Raw genomic sequence first — 24,530 nt, forward strand, 5'->3', positions numbered from 1 at the left:
CGGCACGACATCCATCGTCGAGGATGCGGTGCGGCATCCCGCGCCGTCGCGGCCGTTCAATATAATTCACGCGGTTTCAATCTCTCATGCACGATATGCATGCGCCGCCACAAGGAGCATAGATGACGCTTGCCCAATTGCAGGCCCTCGCCGCCGTGGTCGAACTCGGCTCGCTCACGGCGGCCGCCGACCGGCTCAGCCGCAGTCAATCCGCGATCAGCCATGCGTTGACCGAGCTGGAGGACATCACGCAGGTCAAGCTGCTGCTGCGGGACCGGCAGCCGGTCGTGTTGACCGCCGCCGGCGAACGTCTGTGGCCGTACGTCCGGAACGTGGTGCGCGAAGCGCAGACGCTGCGCCAGCAATTCAGCCTGTCGCGCGGCAAGCTCGAAGGGCGGCTGGTGGTGGCGTCGCTGCCCAGCGTATCGCTGGCGTTCGTCGCGCCCGCGCTCGAGCAGTTGAAGGCGATGCATCCCGAGGTGTCCGCGGTGCTGCTGGAAGGCACCGATGCGGAAGTCGAAGGCTGGATCGAGGACGGCACCGCCGACGTCGGCGTCGTGGCGGGCACGAAGACGTTCGCGAACGATCTGGCGCTGCTCGACGAGGATTTCGTCGCGGTGGCGGCGGACGGGATGTTCGATGGCCGCAAGCGTGTGACGGCAAAACAGTTGTCCACGCAGCCCTTCATTTTCTCGAAGGCAGGGTGCGGGCCGGTGATCGCCGATTACTTTGCGCGGCATGGCGCGCAACTCCGGGCCGCCTTCAACGTGGTCGAGATGCGCACCATCCTGTCGATGGCGGAGGCCGGCATGGGCGTGTCGATCGTCCCGCGCATCACGCTCACGTACACGCCGTTCGGCGGCCGCGTGCTGGAGCTGTCGCCGAAGCTGCATCGTTCCGTGCGGCTGTCGTGGAACGCGGCCGGCAACGCCGTGGCCGATGAATTCGTCAGGCTCGCCGCCGCGCAACGTGCCAATGCGGCGCGGGTCGCGAAAACGCGGGCGAAGAACAGAAAGTAGCGGCGCGCCGGCACGATGAAAAGGGCTCATGCGTGACATGCAGTTTATTCACGCCGAAGGCGGCCGACATGCAATACATTGCACGGACCTCGCCAACTTTTTCCAGCCTCGAAGGAGATCATCGTGCCGGCCTTGCCTACGCTGCTTGCTTTCGGACTCGTGTCGCTCGGCATGGTCCTCACGCCCGGCCCGAACATGATCTACCTGATCTCGCGTTCGATCTGCCAGGGCCGCCGCGCCGGCCTGCTGTCGCTCGGCGGCGTGGCGCTCGGGTTCGTGTTCTATATGTTCTGTGCGGCATTCGGCATCACCGCGCTCGTGATGACCGTGCCGTACGCGTATGACGCATTGCGCATGGCCGGCGCGCTCTATCTGTCGATCCTCGCGTGGCAGGCGCTCAAGCCGGGCGGCCGATCGGCGTTTCAGGTCCGGCAGTTGCCGCCCGACAGCCGCCGCAAACTCTTTACGATGGGCTTCGTCACGAACCTCGCGAACCCGAAGATCGCGGTGATGTATCTGTCGCTGCTGCCGCAGTTCATCTCGCCGGGGCATGGAAGCGTGCTGGCGCAGTCGCTGGCGCTCGGCTGCGTGCAGATCGCGGTCAGCGTCAGCGTCAACGCACTGATCGCGACCATGGCCGGCTCGATCTCGGCGTTTCTCGCCGGCCGGCCGGTGTGGGCGACGGTGCAGCGCTGGTTGATGGGTACCGTGCTGGCCGGATTGGCGGTGCGGATCGCGCTGGAATCGCGGCGCTGAAGGCGGCAAGCGCCTGAATCCCGCGGCATTACCGCCCTGGCGTGGAGGTTCCGCCCGCGCGCGTGGCCGGCTCGGGTTCGGCCGCCGCCTGCGCGCGCGCCTGTGAAGCCGGCTGCGGCGCGCTCATGTACGCCGGCGCAGGCTTCTTCTCCTTGCGCATGCCTGGCGGCGGCGCGCTCGGGCGCCGTTCCATGTCGACCAGCATCTGGTGGCACGGCAACGGCTGATTGCGGCCCGGCTGGATCAGCGCGAGCAGGCTTGCGACCGGATTGAGCAGGCCCAGCGCCACCGCCGCGCCGCCGCGCGCGATCAGCGCGCCCGGCTTCACGCCTACGTGCGGCTGCTTGAAGGTGCCGGTGACGTACAGCGGCGAGCGCAGCGATACGATCCGGAACCCCTTGGTATGCGGTCGAATCGTCAGGTTCATGGTTTCGTCGCGCAGGTTCACGGTGCCGTTCATGCCGATCACCGCGTCCTCGGTGTCGAGCGCGAATACGCGCGAGTCGAGCACGCCGTTGGTGGCCACGAAATCGGCCGCCGCGCAGTTGATCTTCACGTCGCGATCGCCGAACAGCTTCTCGTACACCACGTTCGCCACGTTCAACCCCGCGGCTTCCATCAGCAACAGGCTCACCGTGCCGTCGGTGACCAGCGTCTTCACTTCTCCGTTGGACGTGGCGGCGAGCGCCGCCGGCGAATTGCCGGTGGCCGACAGCGCGGCATCGCCGTTGACTTCGCCGAGCGCCGTCTGCATGACCGTGAAGGTCGGGAACAGCTGCTTCAGCTTCAGGTGCCGCGCCTGCAGCGTGAAGCGCCCCTGGAGCGGCGTGCCCCGGCCGTCCAGGTAGACGTTCGACGCCAGCGTGCCGCCCGCGACGCCGAAGTTCAGCGGGTTCAGCGTCAGCACGCCGTCCTGCATCACGACGTGGGTCGTCAGGCCGGTGATCGGCAGGCTCGGCGACTTGATGATGCGCTGCCCGGTGAACCGGACGTCGGCGTCCATCTTCTTCCAGCGCTCCGTGCGGAACGTCTCGACCGGCAGCGATTTGTTCGCGGGCTGCGCGGCGGGGGCGCCCCGGCGCGCCTTGCTCGCATTCGTGTCGGCGCCGATCAGCGGCGCGAGGTCGGCGAACCGCAGCAGCTTCGACACCAGCGTGCCCGACAGGAGCGGCCTCGGTTCGCGCGACACGTACACCAGCGTGCCGGTGAGGTCGCTGCCGCCGACGCGCCCCGTGAAGTCCTCGTACTTGAAGACGTTGCCCGACGCGCGGAATTGCCCGATCAGGTGGCCGTCGGTCGCATAGGGCGGCGTCTCGGGCAGCGTGATGCCGGTGACGTCGTACAGGTGCGCCATGCTGGTGCCCGCGAGCCACAGGCGCAGATCGACCGCCGCCAGGTGCGCGGGATCGGTCACCGTGCCGACGAGCGCGAGCGTCGTATCGCCGAAGCGCAAGCTCGCCTGGACCGGAAACGGGCGCTGCGCGCCGCCGCCTTGCAGCCCCAGCACGTTGCCGACCTTGCCGCTGCCGGCGACGTGCCCTTTCTTGTAGGTTCCGTCGACGGTCCACCCGATCGTGTAGTCGGCCGCGCCGGCGGATGCCGCGGGCGCGGCGCCTGCCGATGCGCCGGACGCCGCGGCGGCCTTCGCGCCCGACGCCGCCGTCGCGGACGCGCCCGACGCGGCCGATGCGCCCGATGCGCCCGATGCGCCCGACGCGGCCGATGCCGCCGGCGCGATTCTGGTCGTGGAAATTGCCGCCGACGCCTGCGACGCCGCGGCCAGCGCCTGCGACGCCGCCGCCGATGCGCGGGAGGCCGCTTCGACACCCGACGCGGGTGCCGGGGCTGGCGCCGCACCGCGCTGCGCCTGCGCCGCGAGCTTCTTCTGGCCGGCCTGGCCGACGGCCTGCGCCGATTCGCTGCGCGCCAGCGCCGCCTGCTGCTTCATCGCCTCGCCGAACGCAATCGGCTTGCCGAGCGTGTCGATCACGCCGCTCAGGTCGAATTGCTTCTGCTGGTCGTAGTAGCGGAGCTTGCCGGTGGTGAACGCGATATCGTGCAGGTCGAGCGTCCATTTGCCCGGATGATCGGGCTTCCTGAGGTGGAACGTCCAGTTGTCGCGCCCGTCCGCGAGGCGTTCGAGGTCGACGGACGGATTGACGAGGTCGATGGCCGGAATCACGATGCGGCGCGCGATCAGCGGCAGCGCCTCGACTTCGAAGCTGATCGCATCGAGCGTGGCGAAATGCTGCGTACGCGCCCAGTCCGTGTTGGCGATCGTGACATTGCGGGCGCTGAAGCGCGGCCACGGCACCCACGCGCGCCAGCCTTGCTCGCTCGCGGGCCGGCGCCACTCGACGCGCAGCTCGCCGTTGATGGCGAACGGCCGTCCGATCGCGTCCGATACCTTGTCGTCGACCCAGGGGCGCGCACGGTTCCAGTCGAACGTCACGACGAACACGAACAGCGCGGCAATCGTCAGGGCAACGACAACGGCGAGCCACGCGGCCACCTTGCCGACGGTGTGGCCGTTGCGCATCTCTCACTCCCGGTTGGGCTTCATGGCAATCCCGCCGCAAGCCACGTTCCCGATGGCGCGCTTCGACCGGGCCAGCCGGTCGGGTTTCAGGGTTGCAACCGATCAGGCGCGCCGGGAAACCCGCGGGCGCGGCCGGATCGCGCCAGGCAAGACCTTCCGTGACGGCCGCATGCTTCGGGCGACGGCAACAGGCGCGTACAAGCGTGCCGGACAGCGCGAAACGTATCGGCGCCGAAACATTTTTTCAATTGCTCGCGCCGGATTTCCACGTATTTCGGGCTCACGTCGCCATGCACATCGAAACGCACGCGATGGCATATCGCTTGCTACTGGGAGTGCGCCCGATCGTCGTGATCGGAAATACGAGGAAATCGCAATGAGCATCGTCGCGACTTACACATTCGCGTTGCAGCACGGCGGCCACGTCACGTTCTATATCGCTCGGAACGGCTGTCCGTCCGGCGCGGCGCTGTATTTTCTCGCCGCGCATCTCGCCGATGGCGACGGATCGCTCGCCGACCGGTTTCATCGAGCGAACAAGGCTGCCGAACTGACGTCGGCCGACGGGCATGACGACCTGTCCTATCGCTATGCGGTCGATCTCGACGGGCATCTGCACGCGTTTCGGCATGACGGGGAATTGCTCGAGTGGGACCAGTTCTTCTCCGGACACTACGCGGAATTCATCAATGGACACGCGCCGCTCAAGGTGCTCGGCGATGGCGTGCTGAAGCACGTGAAGACGCCCGGCACCGGAGGCAGTTACGAATGGGTCACGCGCGGGCAGCTCGTCAGGCGGCATGCCGCCGCGATGGAAACGCTTTCGTTGCAATGTGAACGATTTCCGGAACGGGCGGACGTCATTGCAGGCTATCGAGGCGACGTCGATGCACTCGCGCTGTCTCTCCAGCGATACAACGAAGGTGAGGATGTCGAATGAGCGGGGCCGATGGCTTCGGTCAAATAGCGCGCTACATGATCTGACAGCTTCAAATACGAACGACTCTGTGCTTATATGGATTTCTGAAGGCTATATGCTCAGATCATTTCGCATGCCTGCATGATCGAAATCAATGAGAACGTTTACGCGTCAGGGCATCCCCCTACGCGGCGGCGCACCGGAAATGCGTGTGGCAAGGCATCATTGGGCAGTACGCGAAACGCTGGGCGACATGCGATTGCGCATGTACACACAATCCGATTTCTCCGATACGAGCAACCCATGCAACCCATGCAGACCATGCTGAGTCCGCACGAAATGACGACCTTGATGATCGCGTGGGACGCCCCCGATCAGATCGAACTGGAGCGTGACGAACTCGTCACGCTCATCGAGCATCGCCTGATCGCCGTCGATGAACCCGCATCGGGCCGCCGGCGCGTCCAGGTGACGGCGGAGGGCCGCGCCGTCCTGAAAGCGGTGTTGCGAATTCGTTGAGTGATGCCGGAGGCTGCCATGAGCGAAGCATGGATCGGGTTCGGGGTGGTCGCATGCGTGCTGGCGTGTGCGGTGATTGCCGCGACGAACCGTTATAGCCGCGCGCATCGTCGCGCGGAATTGCTGAGGAACCTGGATCACCACGAATGGTGGTACTGGACTCACGCGTCCGCCGCGGGTTCGCGATCCGCGAAAAGGTGAGCGGGAACAAACAATTCGCCAGCCCTAGGCTTCCGGCAGCAGGTCGCGCGCAACCCGCTGCAATAGCGCGTCGAGCGTGGCCATCTCCACCGGTTTGACGAGGTGATCGTCGAATCCGGCACGCGCGGTGCGCAGGCGGTCGGACAACTGCGCGAGACCGGACACCGCGACGAACCGCGTTCGCCTGAGCGCATCGATCGACCGCAGCGCGCGCAGCAGCGCGAATCCGTCGACATCGGGCATCGACAGGTCGAGCAGCATCAGATGCGGAACGTGTTCCTGCGCGAGCGCCAGCGCGTGTCGCGCGTCGTATGCCGCATGGGGCGCATGCCCCTTCACGCGCAGCAGGATTTCGAGCGTATCGGCCGCGTCGCGGTTGTCGTCGACGACGATGATCCGCAACGGCGAGGCCGGCTGGGCCGCGCCGACGCGCGGCGATGCGATCGACTCCGGGCTTGCGCGGCGGATCGGCAGGCGCACCACGAAGGTCGCGCCGCGCCCGAGGCCGTCGCTCCGCGCGGTGATCGTGCCGCCGTGCAGCTCGACGAACGACCGGCAGATCGCGAGGCCGAGGCCGAAGCCGCCGACCGTGTGCGGGCTGGCCTGGCCTTCCTGAACGAACAGGTCGAAGATCGATTCCAGCGCGCGCGGGGTGATGCCGACGCCCTGGTCGCTCACGCGGATCACGACGGCCCGGCCGTCGAGGCGGGCGTCGACGTCGATCCGGCCGCCGGTCGGCGAGAACTTCGACGCGTTGTCGAGCAGGTTGTGCAGCACCTGGATCAGCCTGATCTCGTCCCCCTGCAGCACGACGGGTTCGGTCGGCAGGTCGATGTGAATGCTCTGCGCGCGCGCGGCCAGCAGCGGCTCGATGCCCTCGGCGGCGCGACAGACGATGTCGCGCACGGCGACGGGACGGCTGTCCAGCTCGATCTTTCCGGCCGTGATCCGCCCGATGTCGAGCAGATCGTCGACCAGCCGCGTGAGCTGCGCGAGCTGACGATCCGCGGCATTGCGGCACGCTTCGAACGCGGCATCGACCGCGGGCAGGCTTTGCAATACGCCGATCGAATTGCGCAGCGGCGCAAGCTGGTTGCGCAGCTCGTGCGCCAGCATCGCGATGAAGACGCTGAGCCGGCGGGTCGACGCCTCGAGCTCCTCGAGCCGCCGGCGCTCGGTCATGTCGCGCGTGATCTTGATGAAGCCGCGCAGGTTTTTCGCGTCGTCGTACACGGCGCTGATCGTCACGCTCGCGCAGAACAGCGAGCCGTCCTTGCGCACCCGCCAGCCCTCGTCCTCGAAGCGGCCGTGCGCGGCCGCCTCGGCGAGCGCCCGGGCAGGGCGGCCGGCCGCGATCGCGTCGGGCGGATAGAAGCACGAGAAGTGACGGCCGATGATCTCGTCCGCGCGATAGCCCTTGATGCGTTGCGCGCCCGCATTCCACGTCACGACCCGGCCTTCGCGGTCGAGCATGAACACCGCGTAGTCGGTGATCGACTCGACGACGGTGCGAAAGCTGAATTCCGCGTATTGGTGCGTCAGCGTCCGGACATCGGGTGTCTGGAGCGGATCGCGTTCGGGCGGCGAATCGGAGCCTGGTATGTTCATCGCGCGGCGCTGTGGTTAGAGAAGTGAGGGCATGCGCCGGCTCGGCCGGGATGTCTCGAAGCGGCGAACGGGCTGTCTGCCGCGTGCGGATGGCCCCGAATTCGGCAGGGGCCCCGAGCCGTTCGGGCCGCATGGACAATTCACGCCGTCGCAATTGCCGTTCCTCCTGCCGCCGAGGCCCCCTTCGACGCGGCACGCCGCTTGCACGACACGGGTTTCCCGGCGCGGCGACGCACCGCCCGACGCGACGTGCGCCGCCGCGCGGCCCAGGCAGCGAGGTGAACGACATGAGCACACTGGATCCGGACAACGAGCCCTACGGCCCCGACGACGAAAACGCGCGACGCGGCCGCGATGGCCGTGCGCTCGGGCCGGGCGACTCGTCCGACAGCGGCAGCGACGCGGCCGGCGCGAAGCGCCACCCGTTCGACATCGATTCGCCGCTCGACGAGCACGCGCCCGAACCGGGCGACGCGGAACTCGAAAGCGATACCGATCGCACGGGCACGGGCGAGCGCGCGTCGGCGGAGGGCGGCGATCGCGATGCCGCCGACATCGAACCCGACCGCATCGAACGGCTGAGCGACGCCGGCGAAAGCGACGAAAGCGACGAAAGCGACGAAAGCGACGAAATCCCGGCCGACGACGCGTAATACGCGCAAAAACTTCAACCCGTTGCAGATTGGTCGTGCACGGCACGCGCGATGCCGTCGCTCGCGAAACCGGGCAAGCGACGGCCCCGGCACGCCGATTGCGGGACCGCGACGCGAATTCCGCCGCGCGGAACGACCCGGGGCGGCGGAACCCGATCAAGGAGACATGCGATGCAAAGACGATATCTCGGGCGGCCGACGGAACGTCGCGGCCCATCGAACTGGCAGGAGCGCAACGAACGCGCGTTCTGGGGCGGCGGCGAGCGCGATACGCCGAATTACGACGAATCGCTGTTGCCCGACGACGAATACGAATCGGCCTACCGGCTCGCGTCGGAGCACACGGGCCCCGAGGACTGGGGCAGCGAATGGGGCGAGTGGGCCGATCGCGCGTCGCAGGACCTCGGCCGGCGCGGCTACGGCGGCGGCCGGCGCGGCGCGTCGTCGCCGGAGTATGGCGGCGAGCGCGGCTATGGCGAGCAGCGCCGCGGCGGCGAGCCCGGCCGGCGCACGGAGCAGGGCGGCTATCCGGACGAGCGTGCCGGGCTGCACGGGCAGCACCGGACGGGCCGATACGGGGGGTACGGTGGTTACGGCGACGCCAGCTATGGCGGCAGCCACGCCGGGAGCGGGATGCGCCAGGGCGGCGAGCCGCGCGGCCGCGGCGGCGCGCAGGACCGGCCGCGCTTCGGCGAAGCCGACACGCCGCGCCGGCGGCAGGGGCCGAAGGGCTATACGCGCTCGGACGAGCGCATCCTCGAGGACGTGTGCGAACGGCTGGCGGGCGCACTCGACATCGACGTGAGCGACGTCAGCGTGCAGGTGAACGAGGGCCGGGTCGAACTGGACGGCACCGTGCCCGCGCGCTGGATGAAGCATTGCGTCGAGGATATCGCCGACGGCTGCATGTGCGTGCGCGACGTCGAGAACCGGGTGCGAGTGCAGCGCGACGACGACGAGCATCCGTCGACGGTATTGCGTCCGGACCACCGGACAGTCACCCCGACGCAGAATCCGCTGCGGGAGGAGCCGGCCGACACGCCGCCCGCCGGCAACGTGCCGCGCCCTTGACCCTTGATCCGCGCACGCTTCTCGCGGGCAGGACCGGCGCCGCGCATGGCGCGACGCATCGCGGCGGACGACGGGCGGCCGCCGCGTGACGACGGGCATGCCGGCCGAGCGCGGCCGCTGCCCGTCGTCCGCCTGCATCCACCGTGGGAGAACACCATGTCGAACCTCCTGAACCCCGCAACGGGCGGGCTGCCCGTGCGCCGCGGCGGCAGCGCGTTCGCCGATCGCCAGGCGGCGATCGCGGCCGTCGAGCTGTTGCTGCCGAGCCTGTGCGCCGCGCTGCAAGGCGATGCCATCGGCGACAGCGGCTGCCTGCACATCGTGATCATGGATCCCGGGCCCGGCCCGCGCGACGCGCCGTTTTAAGACGCGATCCTGTACGAGTTCTCGCTGCCCGCGCCGAAGGAATGGGACGCCGACTATCGCGCGTACGCCCGCGCGAAAGCGCGGCTGTCGTGGGAGACGGGCCGCGACGGCCATCTCGTGCAGGCGCTGGAGCCGCACCGGCTGCGCGCGGGCGACACGAACCGGTGGGGCGGCGTCGCGCGCGACGGCATCGTGGTCGGCGTGTCCGGCGCGCTGCCCTGGTTCGACGAAGCGTTCGCCGGCTGCATCGCGCAATGCCTGCGCGCGTTCGCGAAGCACCGGGCGGATGCAACGCCCGATGCGCTCGCGCTGTGAACCGCGCGGGGCGGTTTTACACCCGCTTATAAAAACGATCGGCCGCCGCGCATGACAGGGCCGCGACGCCTCTGCCGCGAGCGCGCCCGACGCGTGTCGACGCGTATTGCCGCACGGGCATGGATCTCGCTTGATCCCTCGCAGCGACGCTTGTCCCCCTAAGCGTCAACCGTTCGGATGGGCACGCGGAGGCGCCTGTGAGCCAACCCCTCGATTCTTCCCGGCCGCCGCTCGTCGGCAAGACCGCATTCGTCACGGGCGGCGCGCGCGGGCTTGGCGCGGCGATCTGCGACGAACTGGCGCGCGCGGGCGCGAACGTGGTGGTGGCCGACCTGGACGCCGATCGCGCGGCCGCCGTCGCCGCGCAGCTCGCCCGCCACGGCGGGCGCGCCGTCGGCCACGCGCTCGACGTCGCCGACGAGGCGTCGGTGATGCAGGCCATGCTCGTCGACCGCGGCCACGACACCGAATGGCGGATCGACGCGCGCCGCACGCCGCATTACATCGTCGGCCGCCTCGACGACGCGGCGGCGATCGTCGCGCGCGTGACCGCGCGGTGTCATCCGGAGGTGTGCGGATGAACGGCGCATGGTTCGGCGCGCGCCGCATCCTGTGCGTGCGGCTCGACAACCTCGGCGACGTACTGATGACGACGCCCGCGCTGCGCGCGCTGAAGGAAAGCGGCGATGGCGACGGCGTTCACCTGACGCTGCTGACGTCGAGCGCCGCCGCGTCGCTCGCGGGCCACTTGCCGATGATCGACGACGTGTGGGCGTACGACGCGCCGTGGGTCAAGCATCCGGATGCGCCCGGCAACCCGGTGGCCGATCTCGACATGATCGCGCGCCTGCTGACGGCCCGCTTCGACGCCGCGGCGATCTTCACCGTCTACAGCCAGAGCGCGCTGCCGGCCGCGATGATGTGCTGGCTCGCGGGAGCTCGCGCGTTGCCGCGAGAACCCGTACCAGCTGCTGACCGACTACGTCGCCGAGACCGAGCCGCACCGCCGCATGCGGCATGAGGTGGCGCGCCAGATGGCGCTGGTGCGCACGGTCGGCGCGACGAGCGCCGACTGGCGGATGACGTTCGACCCCGGCTACGCGGCGCGCCGCGCCGCCCATGCGCGGCTGCGCGCGGCGCTGCCGCGGCTCGACGGCGCGGCCCGGCCGATCGACGGGCTCGGCCGCTGGCTGGTCGTCCATCCAGGCGCGAGCGCGGCGTCGCGGCGCTGGCCCGCCGAGCGCTTCGGCGACGTGGCGGCGCAGCTCGCGCCGCGCTTCGACGGCATCGCGGTGACCGGCAGCAGCGCGGAACGCGAGCTGGTCGCGGCCGTGTGCGCGCGCGCCGGCCCGCGCGCGGTCGGCTTCGCCGGCGCGCTGTCGATCGGCGAGCTCGGCGCGCTGGTCGAGGTGGCCGACCTGCTGATCTCGAACAGCAGCGGCCCCGTGCATGTGGCGGCTGCGCTCGGCACGCCGGTGGTGGACCTGTACGCGCTGAAGAACCCGCAGCACACGCCGTGGCAGGTGCCGCACCGCGTGCTGAACGTCGACGTGCCGTGCCGCAATTGCTATCGCAGCGCGTGCGACCAGCCGGGCCATCCGTGCCTGCTCGGCGTGGGCGTGGACGACGTGGTGCGCGCCGCGCACAGCCTGCTGCGCGGGGGCGCGCGGCGTGCGATCGAACCTGCCGCGGCGCAGGCCGGCCGGTGCACGGACGACGAAGCGGCGGCGGACGGCCCGAACGTGATTCCGTTCGCTTCCGCGACCACGAGGCGTTGACGCACGACCCGGCCCGGTTCTGGCGCGTGCGCGGCGCACTGCATTTCAGAGCGATCTTCCTATGAAACACGATCCTTCCCCCTCCTTGCCGAACATGCCCGCCTGCCCGCGCATCGCGGTGTTCAGGGCGCTGCAGCTCGGCGACATGCTGTGCGCGGTGCCGGCGCTGCGCGCCTTGCGGCGCTGCGCGCCTTGCGGCGCGGCGAACCGAACGCGCGGATCACGCTGGTCGGCCTGCCGTGGGCGCGCGCATTCGCATCGCGATTCTCCGAATACATCGACGACTTCATTGCATTTCCCGGCGCGCCGGGCCTCGTCGAGCAACCCGAGCCCGACGCCGCGCACGCCGACGCGTTCCGCGCGACGTGCCGGTCGCGCGCGTTCGATCTCGCGATCCAGCTGCACGGCAGCGGCGAATACGCGAACGCGGTGGTCGCGTCGTTCGGCGCGGCGCGCACGGCGGGCTTCGTCCCGCCGGACGGCCGCGCCACGCCGCTCGACCACGCGATTCCGTGGCCCGACGACAAGCCCGAGATCGAGCGCTATCTGCAGCTGATGCGCAGCCTCGGCTACGACGATTGGGGCGACTACCTCGAATTCCCGCTCGGCGGCCTCGACTATGCGACGTGGCAGGTGCTGTCCGACGAGCATGGCCTGAAGGCGGGCCGCTATGCGGTCGTGCATCCCGGCGCGCGCATGCCGTCGCGGCGCTGGCCGGTCGAGCGCTTCGCCGCGGTCGCGCGCTGGCTGGCCGACCACGGCTTGCGGATCGTGCTGACCGGCACGCACGCGGAAGCGGATCTGGCCGACGCATTCGAGACCCGCCTCGAGCGGCCCTGCATCGACCTGTGCGGCGGCACGCCGCTCGGCACGCTCGCCGTGCTGATCGCCCGCGCGCGGCTGCTGTTGTGCAACGACACGGGCGTATCGCACGTCGCCGCGGCGGTCGGCACGCCGAGCATCGTCGTCGCGTGCGGCAGCGACGCGGCGCGCTGGGCGCCGCTCGATCGCGAACGACATCGCGTGCTCGCGATCTATCCGGCCTGCCGGCCATGCATGTACGACACCTGTCCGTACGAGCACGTCTGCGCGACCGCGCTCGGCGTCGACGACGTGATCGGCCGCGTGGACGAACTGCTCGGCAGGGAGGTGCGTCATGTCGGATAGACGTCTGCGCGTGCTGACCTGGCAGGTGCACGGCAACTACCTGTACTACCTGTCGCAGGCGCCGCACGATTTCCTGGTCGTGACGAAGGCGCGGCATCCGCCCGGCTACGCCGGCCGCGTCGGCCATCTGCCGTGGGGCGACAACGTGCAGGAAGTGCCGATCGAATGCGTGCGCGACACGGCGTTCGACTGCGTGCTCTACCAGCATCACGATCACTATCGGCACGACCGCGTGCAGGTGCTGAGCGACGCGCAGCGCGAGCTGCCGGCGCTGTTCGTCGAACACGACCCGCCGCGCGAACACCCGACCGACGCGCTGCATCCCGTGCAGGATCCGAACATGCTGCTGGTGCACGTGACGCCGTTCAACGCGCTGATGTGGGACAACGGCGTCACGCCGACCCGCGTGATCGAGCACGGCGTGCTGATCCCGGACGACGTCGCCTATCGCGGCACGCTGCCGAAGGGCGTCACGGTCGTCAACCATCTCGCGCGGCGCGGCCGGCGGCTCGGCGCGGACGTGTTCGAGGCCGTGCGCCGGAGCGTGCCGCTCGATCTCGTCGGGATGGGCTCGGCCGAGCTCGGCGGCATCGGCGAGGTGCCGAACCCGGCGCTGCCGCATTTCCTGTCGCACTACCGGTTCTTCTTCAATCCGATTCGCTACACGAGCCTCGGGCTCGCGGTGATCGAGGCGATGACGATCGGGCTGCCGATCATCGCGGTCGCGACGACCGAAATGGCGCAGCTGGTGCGCTCCGGCCACAACGGCGTCGCCGATACGCGGCCCGCCGTGCTGGTCGACGCGATGCGCGCGCTGATCCGCGAGCCGGCGCTCGCGCAGGAGTGGGGCGCCGCCGCGCGCCGCGACGCGCTCGCGCGCTTCGGCATCGAGCGCTTCGTGCGGGACTGGGATGCGGCGCTGCGCGATGCCGTGGGCTGACGCGTCACGCGCGGCGCCGGGCCGGCGCGTCGCGCTCGCGCTCGGATACCAGCGCGAGGCGGTTGTACAGCGTCTTGAGGCTGATGCCGAGCGCCTTCGCGGTGCGCGGCTTGTCGCCGTTGAAATGCCGCAGCGACGCGAGGATGAAGCGCTGCTGCGAATGTGCGAGCTTCGTGCCGAAGTGCAGCGTCATCGCGTTCTTCAGGATCTCGTCGCGCGGCGCCGGGCGGCGCGGCAGATGCAGGTCGATCTGCTCGTCCGCGAGGATGAACGCGCGTTCGAGCGCATTGCGAAGCTCGCGCACGTTGCCGGGCCACGAATACGCGCGCAGCGCCTTCATCGCCTGGCACGACAGCCGCTTGCGCGTGCAATGGCGCACGTTCAGCCGGTCGATGAACGCCTGCGCGATGTCGTCGACGTCGTGCTCGCGCTGGCGCAGCGACGGCACGTGCAGCGCGATTCCCGCGATCCGGTAGAACAGGTCCTCGCGGAAGCGCCCCTCGCGCACCGCCGCGACCGGGTCGTGATGCGTGGCCGAGATGATGCGCACGTCGAGCGGAATCGTTTCGTGGCCGCCCACCCGCGTGATCGTGTTCGATTCGAGCGTGCGCAGCAGCTTGACCTGCAAATCGGCCGGCATTTCCGCGATTTCGTCGAGAAACAGCGTACCGCCGCGCGCCGCTTCGAAAAAACCGACGTGTTGCGACACGGCGCCCGTGAAGCTGCCTTTTTCGTGACCGAACAACTGGGATTCGGCGATGTCGGGCGGGATCGCGCCGCAATTCACCGGCACGAACGGGCCGTTGCGCCGCGCGCTCATGTCGTGCACGAGCCGCGCGACGATGTCCTTGCCGACGCCGCTCTCGCCGACGATCAGGATGCTCGCGCGCGTGGACGCGACTTTCGCGATTTTTCGCAACAACGCCTGGATCAGCCGCGAGGTGCCGAACAGCCGCTTTCCGTCATCGCCGGGTCTCGACATGATGTGGTGTCAGATAGGGAGAAATTGACCGGACGTCTCGCAGCCGGACGAAAATTTTGCCGCCCGTCTCGCGGTTTTCATGCGGAAAGGATACCGATTTTCATGCACGCCGATTATTGAATCTCGCAATGCGTGGCGCGCGGCCGGATAGATTTAATCGATGTGCGCCGAACGCGCGACACACGTCTTCTATACTCGATGAACGGTGTGCCGTGCACATGATTCATCTGTCGTAATGCGCGCGTGCGAAGCCGGCGGCGCGCATTCCCCGGGAGGCTCGATGCCCTATGTCCTGATCGTCGAAGACGATGCCGATACGCGCGCGATGCTCGCGGCGCTCGCGCAATCGCAGCAGCTGGCGTGCGACACCGCCGCCACGGTCGAACAGGCGCGCGCGCTGCTGGCGACGCGCGCACCCGATCTCGTGCTGTGCGACCTCGTGCTGCCGGACGGCAACGGCATGATGCTGTTCGATGCATTGCCGAAACATGCGCACTGCGAAATGGTGTTGACCACCGGCCACGCGAGCCTCGAAACCGCGATCGACGCGCTGCGGCGCGGCGCGACCGACTACCTCGTGAAGCCGATCAACATGCAGCGCCTGAACAGCATCTTCGCGCGGGTGCCGCGCACCGGCGCGCTGCACGAGGAAATCGCGGCGCTGCGTTCCGAACTGCAGAGCCTCGGGCGCTTCGGGCGGATGATCGGCAGCTCGAGCGCGATGCAGGCGACCTACGACGCGATCGGCCGCGTCGCGCGCACCGAGGCGTCGGTGCTGCTCACGGGCGAATCGGGCACGGGCAAGGAGCTGGCGGCGCAGACCATCCACGACCTGAGCCTGCGGCGGCGCGGCCCGTTCCTCGCGATCAACTGCGGCGCGATCGCGGCGAACCTGGTCGAGAGCGAGATGTTCGGCCACGATCGCGGCAGCTTCACCGGCGCGGACCGTCAGCACAAGGGCTTCTTCGAGCGCGCTGACGGCGGCACGCTGTTTCTCGACGAGATCACCGAGATGCCGATCGAATCGCAGGTCAAGCTGCTGCGCGTGCTGGAGACGGGCCAGCTGACTCGGCTCGGCTCCACGCGCGAAGTCGACGTCGACGTGCGGATCGTCGCCGCGACGAATCGCGATCCGGAAGACGCGCTCGCGAACGGCAAGCTGCGGCCCGACCTGTATCACCGGATCAACGTGTTTCCGATCGCACTGCCGCCGCTCAGGGAACGCGAGGACGACATCCCGATGCTCGCCGACGCATTCCTGCAGCAGTTCTGCGCCGAGAGCGGCCGCAACCTGCGCTTCGCACCGGCCGCGCGCGAGGCGCTGAAATCGTATGGGTGGCCCGGCAACGTGCGCGAATTGCGCAACTTCGTGCAGCGCGCGGCTATTTTCTGCGACGGCGACGTGATCGACACGCTGCCGCCGCCGATCCTCGAGGAACTGTCGGCGATGGTCGATCCGCATGACGATCGGGTGGTCGTGCCGTTCGGCACGTCGCTCGACGAAGTCGACCGGCAACTGATCCAGGGCACGATCGCGCAGTGCGGCGGCGTGAAGGCGCAGGCGGCCGAGCTGCTCGACGTGAGCCTGAAGACGATCTACAACCGGCTCGCGCAACTCGAAGAGACGCCCGATGCAACGCCTGACGCAACGCCCGGCGCAACGCCCGATGCGTCGTCCGGCAAGCCGCCGGACAAACCGGGCACGTGATGAACAGGCGCACGCGGCTAGCTGTCGCCCTCCGGCTCGCCCGCCGCGACCCGCCGCCGCATCCGTTCGACGCGCGCACCGAGCGGGCGGCGCTCCCGAAGCGTCCAGCCGAGCCCGGCCAGCGCGTGCCATCCGGCGCGCCAGCGTGCCGCGCGGCGGAATGCCGGCGAACACGGTGGCGACCACCGAGCCCGGCGATCGGGCGAGCAGTTGCCCGCAACGGAATACGGCGTCGTCGAGGTGCGGCGAGACGACGAGCCAGCGCGTCGGGAAGGGCATGAACGGATCTCCATGAGGCGCCGCGCAGGTGGGCGGCGTCATGCGTGCGCGCAAGTCGCGTACCGGCGCGCCGATGCGCGGCGATGGGAGGCAACGCGATGACACACGGTGCAAGATTTCTGCGGGGCGTCGCGATCGCGATCACGCTGGTCGCGATCGCGACGGTGCTGCAGGCGCTCGCGGTCCGCTTCGGCGGCGTGAACCTGCCGCTGCTGCTGTACTACCCGATCCTCGCGTGCGTGGCGTGGGCGACGTCGTTTCCGCTGGGGCTCGCCGCGACGGCCGCCAGCGGCGCGCTCGCGTGGACGCTGTTCCTGACCGATCCGTCCGCCTATACGCAGCCGCTGCCCGAACGGCTCGTCCGGCTCGGCACCTTCGTGCTGGCCGGCGTGCTCGTCTGTGCGATCGCGACGATGCTGCGCCGCGCGCGCTTCGTCCACGGCGCGCGCTTGCGCCGCGAGTCCGTCGCGCGGCGGCAATACGAGGCCATGCTGCAATCGCTCGCGCAGGGCGTGCTGGCGAGCGACCTGCAAGGCCGGGTCACGTTCGTCAACGCGCGGGCGGAGGCGCTGGCCGGCTGCACGCAGGACGACGCGATCGGCCGGCCCGTGCACGACGTGCTGCGCGTCTACGACGGCAAGGGGCGGCGGGTGCGGGTGACGCCGCTCGATCGCGTGCTCGACGGCGGCGATGCCGCGATCTCCGATCAGCACTGGCTGATGCACGACGGCGAGCCGATGCCGATCGTCGAGATCGCGTCGCCGATTCTCGACGAAAGCGGCAACGTCGACGGCGCGGTGCTGCTGCTGCGCGATGCGCGCGCGGAGCGGGCGCGCGCCGACGCGAACCGGACGGTGCGCGCGGTCGTCGACGCGTCGCCGGATGCGCTGATCGGCATCGACGCGGCGCGCCGCATCGTGAGCTGGAACCCGGCCGCGCAGCGGATGTTCGGCTACGACACCGACGACGTGCTCGGGCGCGACGTCGCAATGCTGGTCGCGGCGCGCTGGCTGCGGCGGCATCCGCTCGACGACGCGTTTCGCGACATGCGCCATACGGTCGGCCCGCTCGACCTGCTGTGCGTGGGCGTCGACGGCGAGCGGTTCCGCGCGACGGTCGCCGCCTGCCCGCCGCAGGACGGCATGCGCGAACGCGTCGCGCTGGCGCTCGGCGTGCGGCGCGCCGCCGACCAGCGCCGCCGCGACCGGCGTGCGCAGCGCTCGCTGCGCGGCGCGCGCGACGCCCGCCGGCAGGCCGTGACGTCGAACCGGCTCAAGGACGAACTGCTCGCGGTGGTCTCGCACGAGCTGCGCACGCCGCTCAACGTGATCTACGGCTGGGTCGAGGTGCTGCGCAGCTCCGCCGACGCGAACCTGCACCGGCAGGCGGTCGACGCGATCGACCGCAGTGCGCGCTCGCTGTCGCGGATGGTCGGCGACATTCTCGACGTGTCGTCGCTCGCAACGGGCAAGCTGCGCCTGGAAGCGATGCCGGTCGACCTCGTGCGCATCGTCACCGATGTCACCGACGTGTTCCGCAAGGCGGCATCGGCGAACGACATCGTGCTCGACACCGATTGCGCGGTCGATGCGTGCGTCGTGTCGGGCGACGGCGAACGGCTGCGGCAGATGCTGTCGAACCTGCTGTCGAATGCGCTGAAGTTTACGCCGCGCGGCGGCCGCGTGACGGTCGGCCTCGCGCGGGCCGGCAGCGAAGCGGTGCTGACCGTCGCGGACACCGGGCAGGGCATCGCGCGCGGGTTCATCCCGAAGGTGTTCGACGCATTCAGCCGCGCGGACGAATCGCCGGCGTCGCCGCGCCGCGGCCTCGGGCTCGGCTTGTCGATCGTGCGGCACATCGTCGAGCTGCATGGCGGCGCGGTGACGGTCGAGAGCGAGGGGCGCAACCACGGCGCGACCTTCACCGTGATGCTGCCGATCGGCTGGCAGCCGGTCGGCGTGATGGCGTGGCTGGCCGAGCAGGCGGATGACGACGAGCCGATGGCGCTCGACGGCCAGCACGTGCTGCTGGTCGACGACGACGCGACCACCCGCACGAGCCTGTCCGCCGCGCTGACCACGCTCGGCGCGCAGGTCGACGTCGCATCGTCGGGCCGCGAAGCGATGGAGATGGTCGCGCAGGTGCGGCCGACCGTCGTGCTGTCCGATCTCGCGATGCCCGACGGCGACGGCTTCTGGCTGCTCGACGCGCTGCGCCACGACGCGTGCGGCGCGGGCGTGCGCGTGCTCGCCGTGACGGCCCATGCGGGACTGGCGGACGAGCACCGCGTGCGCGAGGCGGGCTTCGACGGTTACTTGCGCAAGCCGGTCGACGTGCGGGAGCTGGCGGAAGCGATCGCGCACACGACGGACGGCGCGGGCTGACGGGCGCGCGCCGTCCGGTGCCGCGTCATTCGGCCGGTGCGGCGGGGCTGTGCAGGCCGAGCTGCGCGAGCACGGGCGACGCAACGGGCGCGCCGCGCATCGGCTCGCCGCCGCGCGCGCGGCGGTTCGCCTGCTGCTGGACGAAGTAGCGCGCGGTGCGCGCAAGCCCGGTGGCGAGCGACGTCGTCGCGCGCCAGCCGAGCCGGTGGCGGGCGGCCGCGAGATCGGGCCGCCGCTGGCGCCAGCCGCTCGCACAGGTGCGAGCCGAGGAAGCCCGCGCCGCCCGTGACGGGCACCCGTTTGCGATCGTCGCCTTTCATCACGCATTCTCCTTGCGGCCGGCGAGTGCCCGGGCCACCGGCGCGACCGGCGTGTGCCGCGCCGCGCGAGCGCGTCGATCACGGTGTCGATGCCCTTGCGCGGCACGAGGCGGCCGAGTTGCAGCACCACGAACGCGTCGTTCGGCCAGCCGAGCCGTGCGCGCGCCGCGGCGCGCGGCACCGGCCGGAATTCGTCCGCATCGAAGCCGCACGGGACGATGGCGAGCCGCTTCGCGTCCGCGCGATACAGCGTGCGCAGATCGTCCGCGTCCTGCGGGCACTCGGCAATCAGCAGGTCGGCCCGTCGCGCGAGCGTGTCCTCGATCGCGACGCGCGCGTCGGGGAAGCCGTCGGCCGCGCCCTGGCGCAGCCGCCTGACGCGCCCGAGCGCATGGAACGTGACGACGAACGGGATGCCGAGCCGCCGCTTCACGCGCAGCGCGACGTCGCCCGACATGAAGAAGTTCGCGTGCATCAGGTCGACCGTTGCCGCTTCGCGCCGCAGCCGGGCGATCACGTCGTCCGCGAACGCGCCCATGTACGGCAGCAGCCGTTCCCTCGGCACCTCGGCGGGCGGCCCGGCGGGGACATGGATCACGCGGATCCGCGCGCCGATCGGCACGACGTCGGGCAGGTGCGGATTGTCGCGGCGGGTGCAGACGTCGACGTCGAGCCCGCGCTCCGCCAGTTGCGTGGCGACGCGCGCCACGCAGATGTTCTGCCCGCCGGCATCCACGCCACCGATCACGCCCAGGGGCGACGCATGGTCGCTGATCAACGCGATTCTTTGCACGATGGTTGCTCAGTCCATCGGAGCCGCGCGATGTGGGCTCCGTGCGCGTCGACACCGCAAGCGATGTACCCGTCGAACCGTGCGCGCAACGCATTTCGACGCGACGCAAAAATTACAACGCGTTGGATGAAAGCACGCCCGGCGGCCGTGGCCGGCGCCGCGGACAAGGCCGCCCGGCAAGCCCGGCGCGCGGTACGCGCCTTGCGACAGCCAGCGTGTCCGGCGCGATGCCGGCTTGACGAAAGGAGGTCACGATGAACGCAAGACAATTGCAGGCCTGGAAAGAATGGCTGAAGCGCCATCCGGCCAAGCGTCTCGGCGCGACCGCCGCGATCGCCGCGGCCGCGTTCTGCGCCGGCGCCGCGCCGGGGGTGATGGCGGCCGGCGACGACAGCGGATCGACGATGCACACGTCGACCGGCACGAAGATCCACGACGCGACGATCACGACCAAGGCGAAGGCGGCGCTCATCGGCACGAAGGATCTGTCGTCCGGCGATATCCACGTGAAGACCCGGGGCGGCGTCGTCACGCTGACCGGCAGCGTGCCGGACGAGCAGCAGCGCACGCTGGCCGTCGACGCCGTGAAGCAGCTCGAAGGCGTGCATTCCGTGCGCGACCAGCTCACGCTCCGTGCGAAGTAACGGCGGCGCCGCACCAGGAGGGCATCCATGAATCGCATGCTGAAACCGGTCGGCGAGCAGACGATCGTGATCACCGGCGCGTCCAGCGGTATCGGCCTCGTCACCGCGCGCAAGGCCGCGAAGCAGGGCGCCAAGCTGGTGCTCGCGGCGCGCAACAGGGAGGCGCTGGACATGCTGTGCGAGGAAATCCGCGCGCACGGCGGCCTCGCGGTGCCGGTGGTCGCGGACGTCGGCAACTACGAGGACGTGCAGCGCGTCGCGGCGCAGGCGGTCGAAACCTACGGCGGCTTCGACACCTGGATCAACAACGCCGGCGTGTCGATCTTCGGAACGTCGAGCGCGGTGCCGCTCGAGGATCAGCGCAAGCTGTTCGACACCAACTACTGGGGCGTGGTGCACGGTTCGCTCGTCGCGGTCGATCACTTCCGGCGCAAGAGCGACTTCCACGGCGGCGCGATCATCAACCTCGGCAGCGAGGCGTCCGACGCGCCGGTGCCGCTGCAAAGCGCGTACGTCGCATCGAAGCACGCGGTGAAAGGGTTCACCGATTCGCTGCGGCTCGAGCTGGAGGCCGACCACCTGCCGGTGTCCGTCACGCTGATCAAGCCGGCCGCGATCGACACGATGCTCGTGATGCACGCGAAAAACTACATGAACGTCGAGGCAAAGCTGGCGCCGCCGATCTACGACCCGGACATCGCGGCGGACGCGATCCTGTTCGCGGCCGCGCATCCGCGCCGCGCGCTGTTCGTCGGCGGCGCCGCGAAGTTCGCGTCCGCGAGCGCATACCACGCGCCGCGGCTGTTCGATCGCGTCGCGGCGACGCTGTTCTCGCGCGGCCAGCGCACGGTGCGCCCCGCGCGGCCCCGCGACGACAACGCGCTGTACGAGCCGGGCCGCGCGCTGCAGGAGCGCGAGGGGATGGACGGCGTCGTGCTGCGCGGCTGCGCGTACAACACCGTCGTGCAACGGCCGAAGGTCGCCGGCGCGATCGCGCTGACCGCCGCGGCGCTCGTCGTCACCGCATTTGCCCGCGCACGGCGCGCGGCATCCTGAACGTCAATCCACCATCGAAGGAGGCAGGCTATGACATCCCGTCACCATACAGGCCATGAAACGAGCCGCACGCGCGCGCACGAAGGCGACCGCTCGCAGCAGGACCCCGACAAGGGCGGCCACCAGGCCGGCCACGGCAAGTCGCCGAGCCCCGTCGACGTGCAGAAGGCGCTGAAGGGCATGGACTATCCGGCGAGCAAGGCCGACGTCGTCAAGTGCGCCGAGCGCTCGCACGCGGACAGCCACGTGGTCGACATGCTCAAGCGCATTCCCGATCGCGAGTACGACACGCCGGCATCGGTGTCGAAGGAAGTCGGCCGGCTCGGTTGAGGCCGCCGCCCGCCGCGCTGCCGCGGCGGGCCGTCACGAGGAGGCGGGCATGGCGATGATCGTGGCAGGCCGTTTCACGACGTTCGACGACGCGCAGGGCAGCGCACGCTGCCTGTACGACCGCGCGTTCGGCCAGGACGACGTATCGATCTTTTTCCTGAATCCCCGCGGCCAGCATGCGCGCTTTCCGATCGGCGGCGACGAATATGCCGATGCCGCCGCGCGGCCGGGCGGCCGCGGCGCGATGGCCGGCGCGTTGCGCGGGCTGCTGGCGGGCGGCATGGTCGGGCTCGGCGTCTACGCGCTCGGCTGGCGCGACGGCCTGGTGCCCGCGATCGCCGCGCTCGCCGGCGCCTGCGTCGGCGTGCTGGGCGGTGCGCTCGGCGGGATGCGCGAGCGCGCGGAGGAAGGCGCCGGGCCGCTCGAGAGCGGCGACGGCGGCGTGATGCTCGCCGCGCACGTCACCGAAGCGTCGGCGGAGACGGCGGAAGCCGTGCTGCGCGCGAGCGGCGCGACCTCGATCGAGCGCGTCGACGGCGACTGGCAGGACGGACGATGGTGCGATTTCGATCCGGTCCGCCGCTCCGGCGATGCGCCGAAGCGGCCCGCGTGAGCGGGGCCGCGCCGTTGCATTCAACCGGAGAAACGACATGACCGAAACCCGCACCGTCCCACCGCAGACCCAATCGAGCCGGCCCGGCGTCGAGCGCGAGATGCGGCCGAAACCGTGCGACGAGGCCGAGGCCTACGTCGGCAGCGGCAAGCTCGCCGGCAAGGTGGCGCTCGTCACGGGCGGCGACAGCGGCATCGGCCGCGCGGTGGCGATCGGTTTCGCGAAGGAAGGCGCGGACGTTGCGATCGTCTACGTGAACGAATCGGACGACGCCGCGCATACGAAGCGCCTGATCGAGGCGGCCGGGCGGCGCTGCGAGGCGATCGCGTGCGACATCGGCGTGCGCGAGCAGGCGCGGGGCGCGGTGGCGCGCACCGTCGAACGGCTCGGCCGGCTCGACGTGCTGGTGAACAACGCGGGCGAGCAGCATCCGCAGCCCGACATCGACGCGATCACGGAGGACCAGCTCGTGCGCACCTTCCGCACCAACGTGTTCGGCATGGTGTTCTGCGTGCAGGCCGCGCTGCCGCATATGGCGCAGGGCGGCCACATCGTCAACACCGCGTCGGTCACGGCCTACCACGGCAACCCGACGCTGCTCGACTACTCGGCGACCAAGGGCGCGATCGTGTCGTTCACGCGCTCGCTCGCGCTGTCGCTGGCCGGGCGGGACATCCGCGTCAACGCGGTCGCGCCGGGGCCGATCTGGACGCCGCTGATTCCGTCGACGTTCACGGCCGACCAGGTCGCGCACTTCGGCAAGAACGTGCCGCTCGAGCGGCCGGGGCAGCCGGACGAGCTGATCGGCTGCTACGTGCTGCTCGCGTCCGACGGCGCGAGCTACATGACCGGCCAGACGCTGCATCCTAACGGCGGGTCGATCGTCGGCGGCTGAAGGCCGCCGACCGTATCAGGAGAGGACACATGGGACCGAACATCCGGATCATCGCGGCGCTGGCCGCCGGTGCACTGGGCCTCGCGGCCGCCGTGCACGCGCAAACGCCGGGCGAGCCCGCGGCGACGAATCCGCGCACGCCGCCCGAGCTGGTCAAGCCGGCGCCGGACGCCGGCGACACGCGCGATGCCGCGCGCGCGCGGGGCATGGACGCCGACTTCGTCGACAAGGCCGAGCTCGCCGGCAAGAGCGAGGTGGAAGCCAGCCGGCTCGCGCTCGAGAAATCGACGTCGCCCGACGTGCGCGCGTTCGCGCAACACATGATCGACGATCACGGCAAGGCGAACGAACGCCTGCGGCAGCTCGCGGCGCGCGACGGCGCTGCCGAGCCGTCGGCGCGGCGCGTCGATCCGGACGTCGAGGCGCTGCGCGACAAGCGCGGCCGCGACTTCGATGCCGCGTACGTCGCCGCGGCCGGCCCCAACGCGCATCAAAACGCGGTACGGCTGTTCGAGGACGAGGCGCGCGGCGGCCACGACGCCGGCCTGCGCGCATTCGCGCAGGCGACGCTGCCGACGCTCAGGCATCACCTGACGATGGCGCAGGCGCTTGCCCGCAAGGTCGGCGCGCAATAGCGCGCGCCGTTCAACCCCGAGGGCCGCGCACGCGGCCCGT

General features: G+C 70.2%; 18 protein-coding genes and 6 pseudogenes. 19 read left to right on the forward strand and 5 right to left on the reverse strand.

The genetic code is table 11. The features are described 5' to 3' along the window. Positions 1-122 precede the first annotated feature (122 nt). Complete coding sequence (locus tag ABFO07_RS32395) at positions 123-1,019, forward strand: LysR family transcriptional regulator (RefSeq protein ID WP_059959306.1); 897 nt, start codon at positions 123-125, stop codon at positions 1,017-1,019. Positions 1,020-1,142: 123 nt separating this feature from the next. Beyond that, positions 1,143-1,775, forward strand: coding sequence for a LysE family translocator (locus ABFO07_RS32400; RefSeq protein WP_059566849.1), 633 nt, complete (start codon positions 1,143-1,145; stop codon positions 1,773-1,775). Positions 1,776-1,803: 28 nt separating this feature from the next. Here ABFO07_RS32400 and ABFO07_RS32405 read toward each other — a convergent pair whose 3' ends face one another. Beyond that, a complete protein-coding gene (locus ABFO07_RS32405; protein ID WP_347469940.1) occupies positions 1,804-4,314 on the reverse strand; it encodes an AsmA family protein in 2,511 nt (836 codons plus the stop codon). A 22-nt stretch (positions 4,315-4,336) separates the two neighbouring features. Between ABFO07_RS32405 and ABFO07_RS32410 the strand changes: the two genes are divergently transcribed. Both ABFO07_RS32410 and ABFO07_RS32415 read left to right on the forward strand, forming a co-directional pair. After that, entirely contained in the window at positions 4,337-5,254 is a 918-nt protein-coding gene (locus ABFO07_RS32410) for a hypothetical protein (RefSeq protein ID WP_230961580.1), read from the forward strand. Positions 5,255-5,536: 282 nt separating this feature from the next. Then, positions 5,537-5,752, forward strand: a complete 216-nt coding sequence (locus tag ABFO07_RS32415; protein ID WP_376697928.1) for a hypothetical protein — start codon at positions 5,537-5,539, stop codon at positions 5,750-5,752. 225 nt (positions 5,753-5,977) lie between these two features. Here ABFO07_RS32415 and ABFO07_RS32420 read toward each other — a convergent pair whose 3' ends face one another. After that, entirely contained in the window at positions 5,978-7,561 is a 1,584-nt protein-coding gene (locus tag ABFO07_RS32420; RefSeq protein ID WP_060014797.1) for a PAS domain-containing hybrid sensor histidine kinase/response regulator, read from the reverse strand. 287 nt (positions 7,562-7,848) lie between these two features. Here ABFO07_RS32420 and ABFO07_RS32425 point away from each other — a divergent pair, with 287 nt between their 5' ends. From ABFO07_RS32425 to ABFO07_RS32455, 7 genes and pseudogenes are all read left to right on the forward strand, one after another. Further along, entirely contained in the window at positions 7,849-8,214 is a 366-nt protein-coding gene (locus ABFO07_RS32425; protein ID WP_059959313.1) for a hypothetical protein, read from the forward strand. A 171-nt stretch (positions 8,215-8,385) separates the two neighbouring features. After that, complete coding sequence (locus ABFO07_RS32430; protein ID WP_059959315.1) at positions 8,386-9,285, forward strand: BON domain-containing protein; 900 nt, start codon at positions 8,386-8,388, stop codon at positions 9,283-9,285. Positions 9,286-9,441: 156 nt separating this feature from the next. Further along, positions 9,442-9,966, forward strand: a pseudogene (locus ABFO07_RS32435) (hypothetical protein). A 197-nt stretch (positions 9,967-10,163) separates the two neighbouring features. Beyond that, positions 10,164-10,406 (forward strand): annotated as a pseudogene (locus ABFO07_RS32440) (SDR family NAD(P)-dependent oxidoreductase); the annotation flags it as partial. A 137-nt stretch (positions 10,407-10,543) separates the two neighbouring features. Then, positions 10,544-11,606 (forward strand): annotated as a pseudogene (locus ABFO07_RS32445) (glycosyltransferase family 9 protein); the annotation flags it as partial. Between the two features lie 199 nt (positions 11,607-11,805). Continuing rightward, a pseudogene (locus tag ABFO07_RS32450) lies at positions 11,806-12,911 on the forward strand (glycosyltransferase family 9 protein). Continuing rightward, entirely contained in the window at positions 12,901-13,851 is a 951-nt protein-coding gene (locus ABFO07_RS32455) for a glycosyltransferase (RefSeq protein ID WP_059557355.1), read from the forward strand. Before ABFO07_RS32450 ends, ABFO07_RS32455 begins: the two are co-directional and overlap by 11 nt. A 4-nt stretch (positions 13,852-13,855) precedes the next feature. On the opposite strand, the gene ABFO07_RS32460 is transcribed toward ABFO07_RS32455, so the two are convergent. Continuing rightward, positions 13,856-14,833 (reverse strand): sigma-54 interaction domain-containing protein, encoded by a 978-nt coding sequence (locus ABFO07_RS32460; protein WP_060149234.1) that lies wholly within the window; start codon positions 14,831-14,833, stop codon positions 13,856-13,858. Between the two features lie 280 nt (positions 14,834-15,113). Between ABFO07_RS32460 and ABFO07_RS32465 the strand changes: the two genes are divergently transcribed. Beyond that, the gene (locus ABFO07_RS32465) at positions 15,114-16,541 is read left to right on the forward strand and encodes a sigma-54-dependent transcriptional regulator (RefSeq protein WP_347469941.1); all 1,428 of its coding nucleotides are present in this window, start codon (positions 15,114-15,116) and stop codon (positions 16,539-16,541) included. Positions 16,542-16,679: 138 nt separating this feature from the next. On the opposite strand, the pseudogene ABFO07_RS32470 reads toward ABFO07_RS32465, so the two are convergent. Next, a pseudogene (locus tag ABFO07_RS32470) lies at positions 16,680-16,820 on the reverse strand (PIG-L family deacetylase); the annotation flags it as partial. A 98-nt stretch (positions 16,821-16,918) separates the two neighbouring features. Here ABFO07_RS32470 and ABFO07_RS32475 point away from each other — a divergent pair. Continuing rightward, positions 16,919-19,204 (forward strand): hybrid sensor histidine kinase/response regulator, encoded by a 2,286-nt coding sequence (locus ABFO07_RS32475; protein ID WP_347469942.1) that lies wholly within the window; start codon positions 16,919-16,921, stop codon positions 19,202-19,204. Between the two features lie 381 nt (positions 19,205-19,585). Here the strand turns inward: ABFO07_RS32475 and ABFO07_RS32485 are convergent. Then, positions 19,586-20,317: pseudogene (locus ABFO07_RS32485) on the reverse strand (glycosyltransferase); the annotation flags it as partial. Between the two features lie 254 nt (positions 20,318-20,571). On the opposite strand from ABFO07_RS32485, the gene ABFO07_RS32490 reads away from it, so the two are divergent. The 6 genes from ABFO07_RS32490 to ABFO07_RS32515 are packed head-to-tail and all read left to right on the forward strand — an operon-like array spanning position 20,572 to position 24,490. Next, positions 20,572-20,961, forward strand: coding sequence for a BON domain-containing protein (locus ABFO07_RS32490; RefSeq protein WP_059806152.1), 390 nt, complete (start codon positions 20,572-20,574; stop codon positions 20,959-20,961). Positions 20,962-20,988: 27 nt separating this feature from the next. Then, complete coding sequence (locus ABFO07_RS32495; protein ID WP_124490618.1) at positions 20,989-22,017, forward strand: SDR family oxidoreductase; 1,029 nt, start codon at positions 20,989-20,991, stop codon at positions 22,015-22,017. A gap of 30 nt (positions 22,018-22,047) precedes the next feature. Continuing rightward, positions 22,048-22,347, forward strand: coding sequence for a DUF2795 domain-containing protein (locus ABFO07_RS32500; RefSeq protein WP_059959323.1), 300 nt, complete (start codon positions 22,048-22,050; stop codon positions 22,345-22,347). Between the two features lie 49 nt (positions 22,348-22,396). Beyond that, complete coding sequence (locus tag ABFO07_RS32505; RefSeq protein WP_059959326.1) at positions 22,397-22,960, forward strand: hypothetical protein; 564 nt, start codon at positions 22,397-22,399, stop codon at positions 22,958-22,960. A 37-nt stretch (positions 22,961-22,997) separates the two neighbouring features. Further along, positions 22,998-23,855, forward strand: a complete 858-nt coding sequence (locus ABFO07_RS32510; RefSeq protein WP_060014813.1) for a glucose 1-dehydrogenase — start codon at positions 22,998-23,000, stop codon at positions 23,853-23,855. Between the two features lie 29 nt (positions 23,856-23,884). Then, positions 23,885-24,490 (forward strand): DUF4142 domain-containing protein, encoded by a 606-nt coding sequence (locus ABFO07_RS32515; protein ID WP_060014815.1) that lies wholly within the window; start codon positions 23,885-23,887, stop codon positions 24,488-24,490. Positions 24,491-24,530: the final 40 nt, after the last annotated feature.

Source organism: Burkholderia stagnalis (genome assembly GCF_039848545.1).
GTDB classification, from domain to species: domain Bacteria; phylum Pseudomonadota; class Gammaproteobacteria; order Burkholderiales; family Burkholderiaceae; genus Burkholderia; species Burkholderia stagnalis.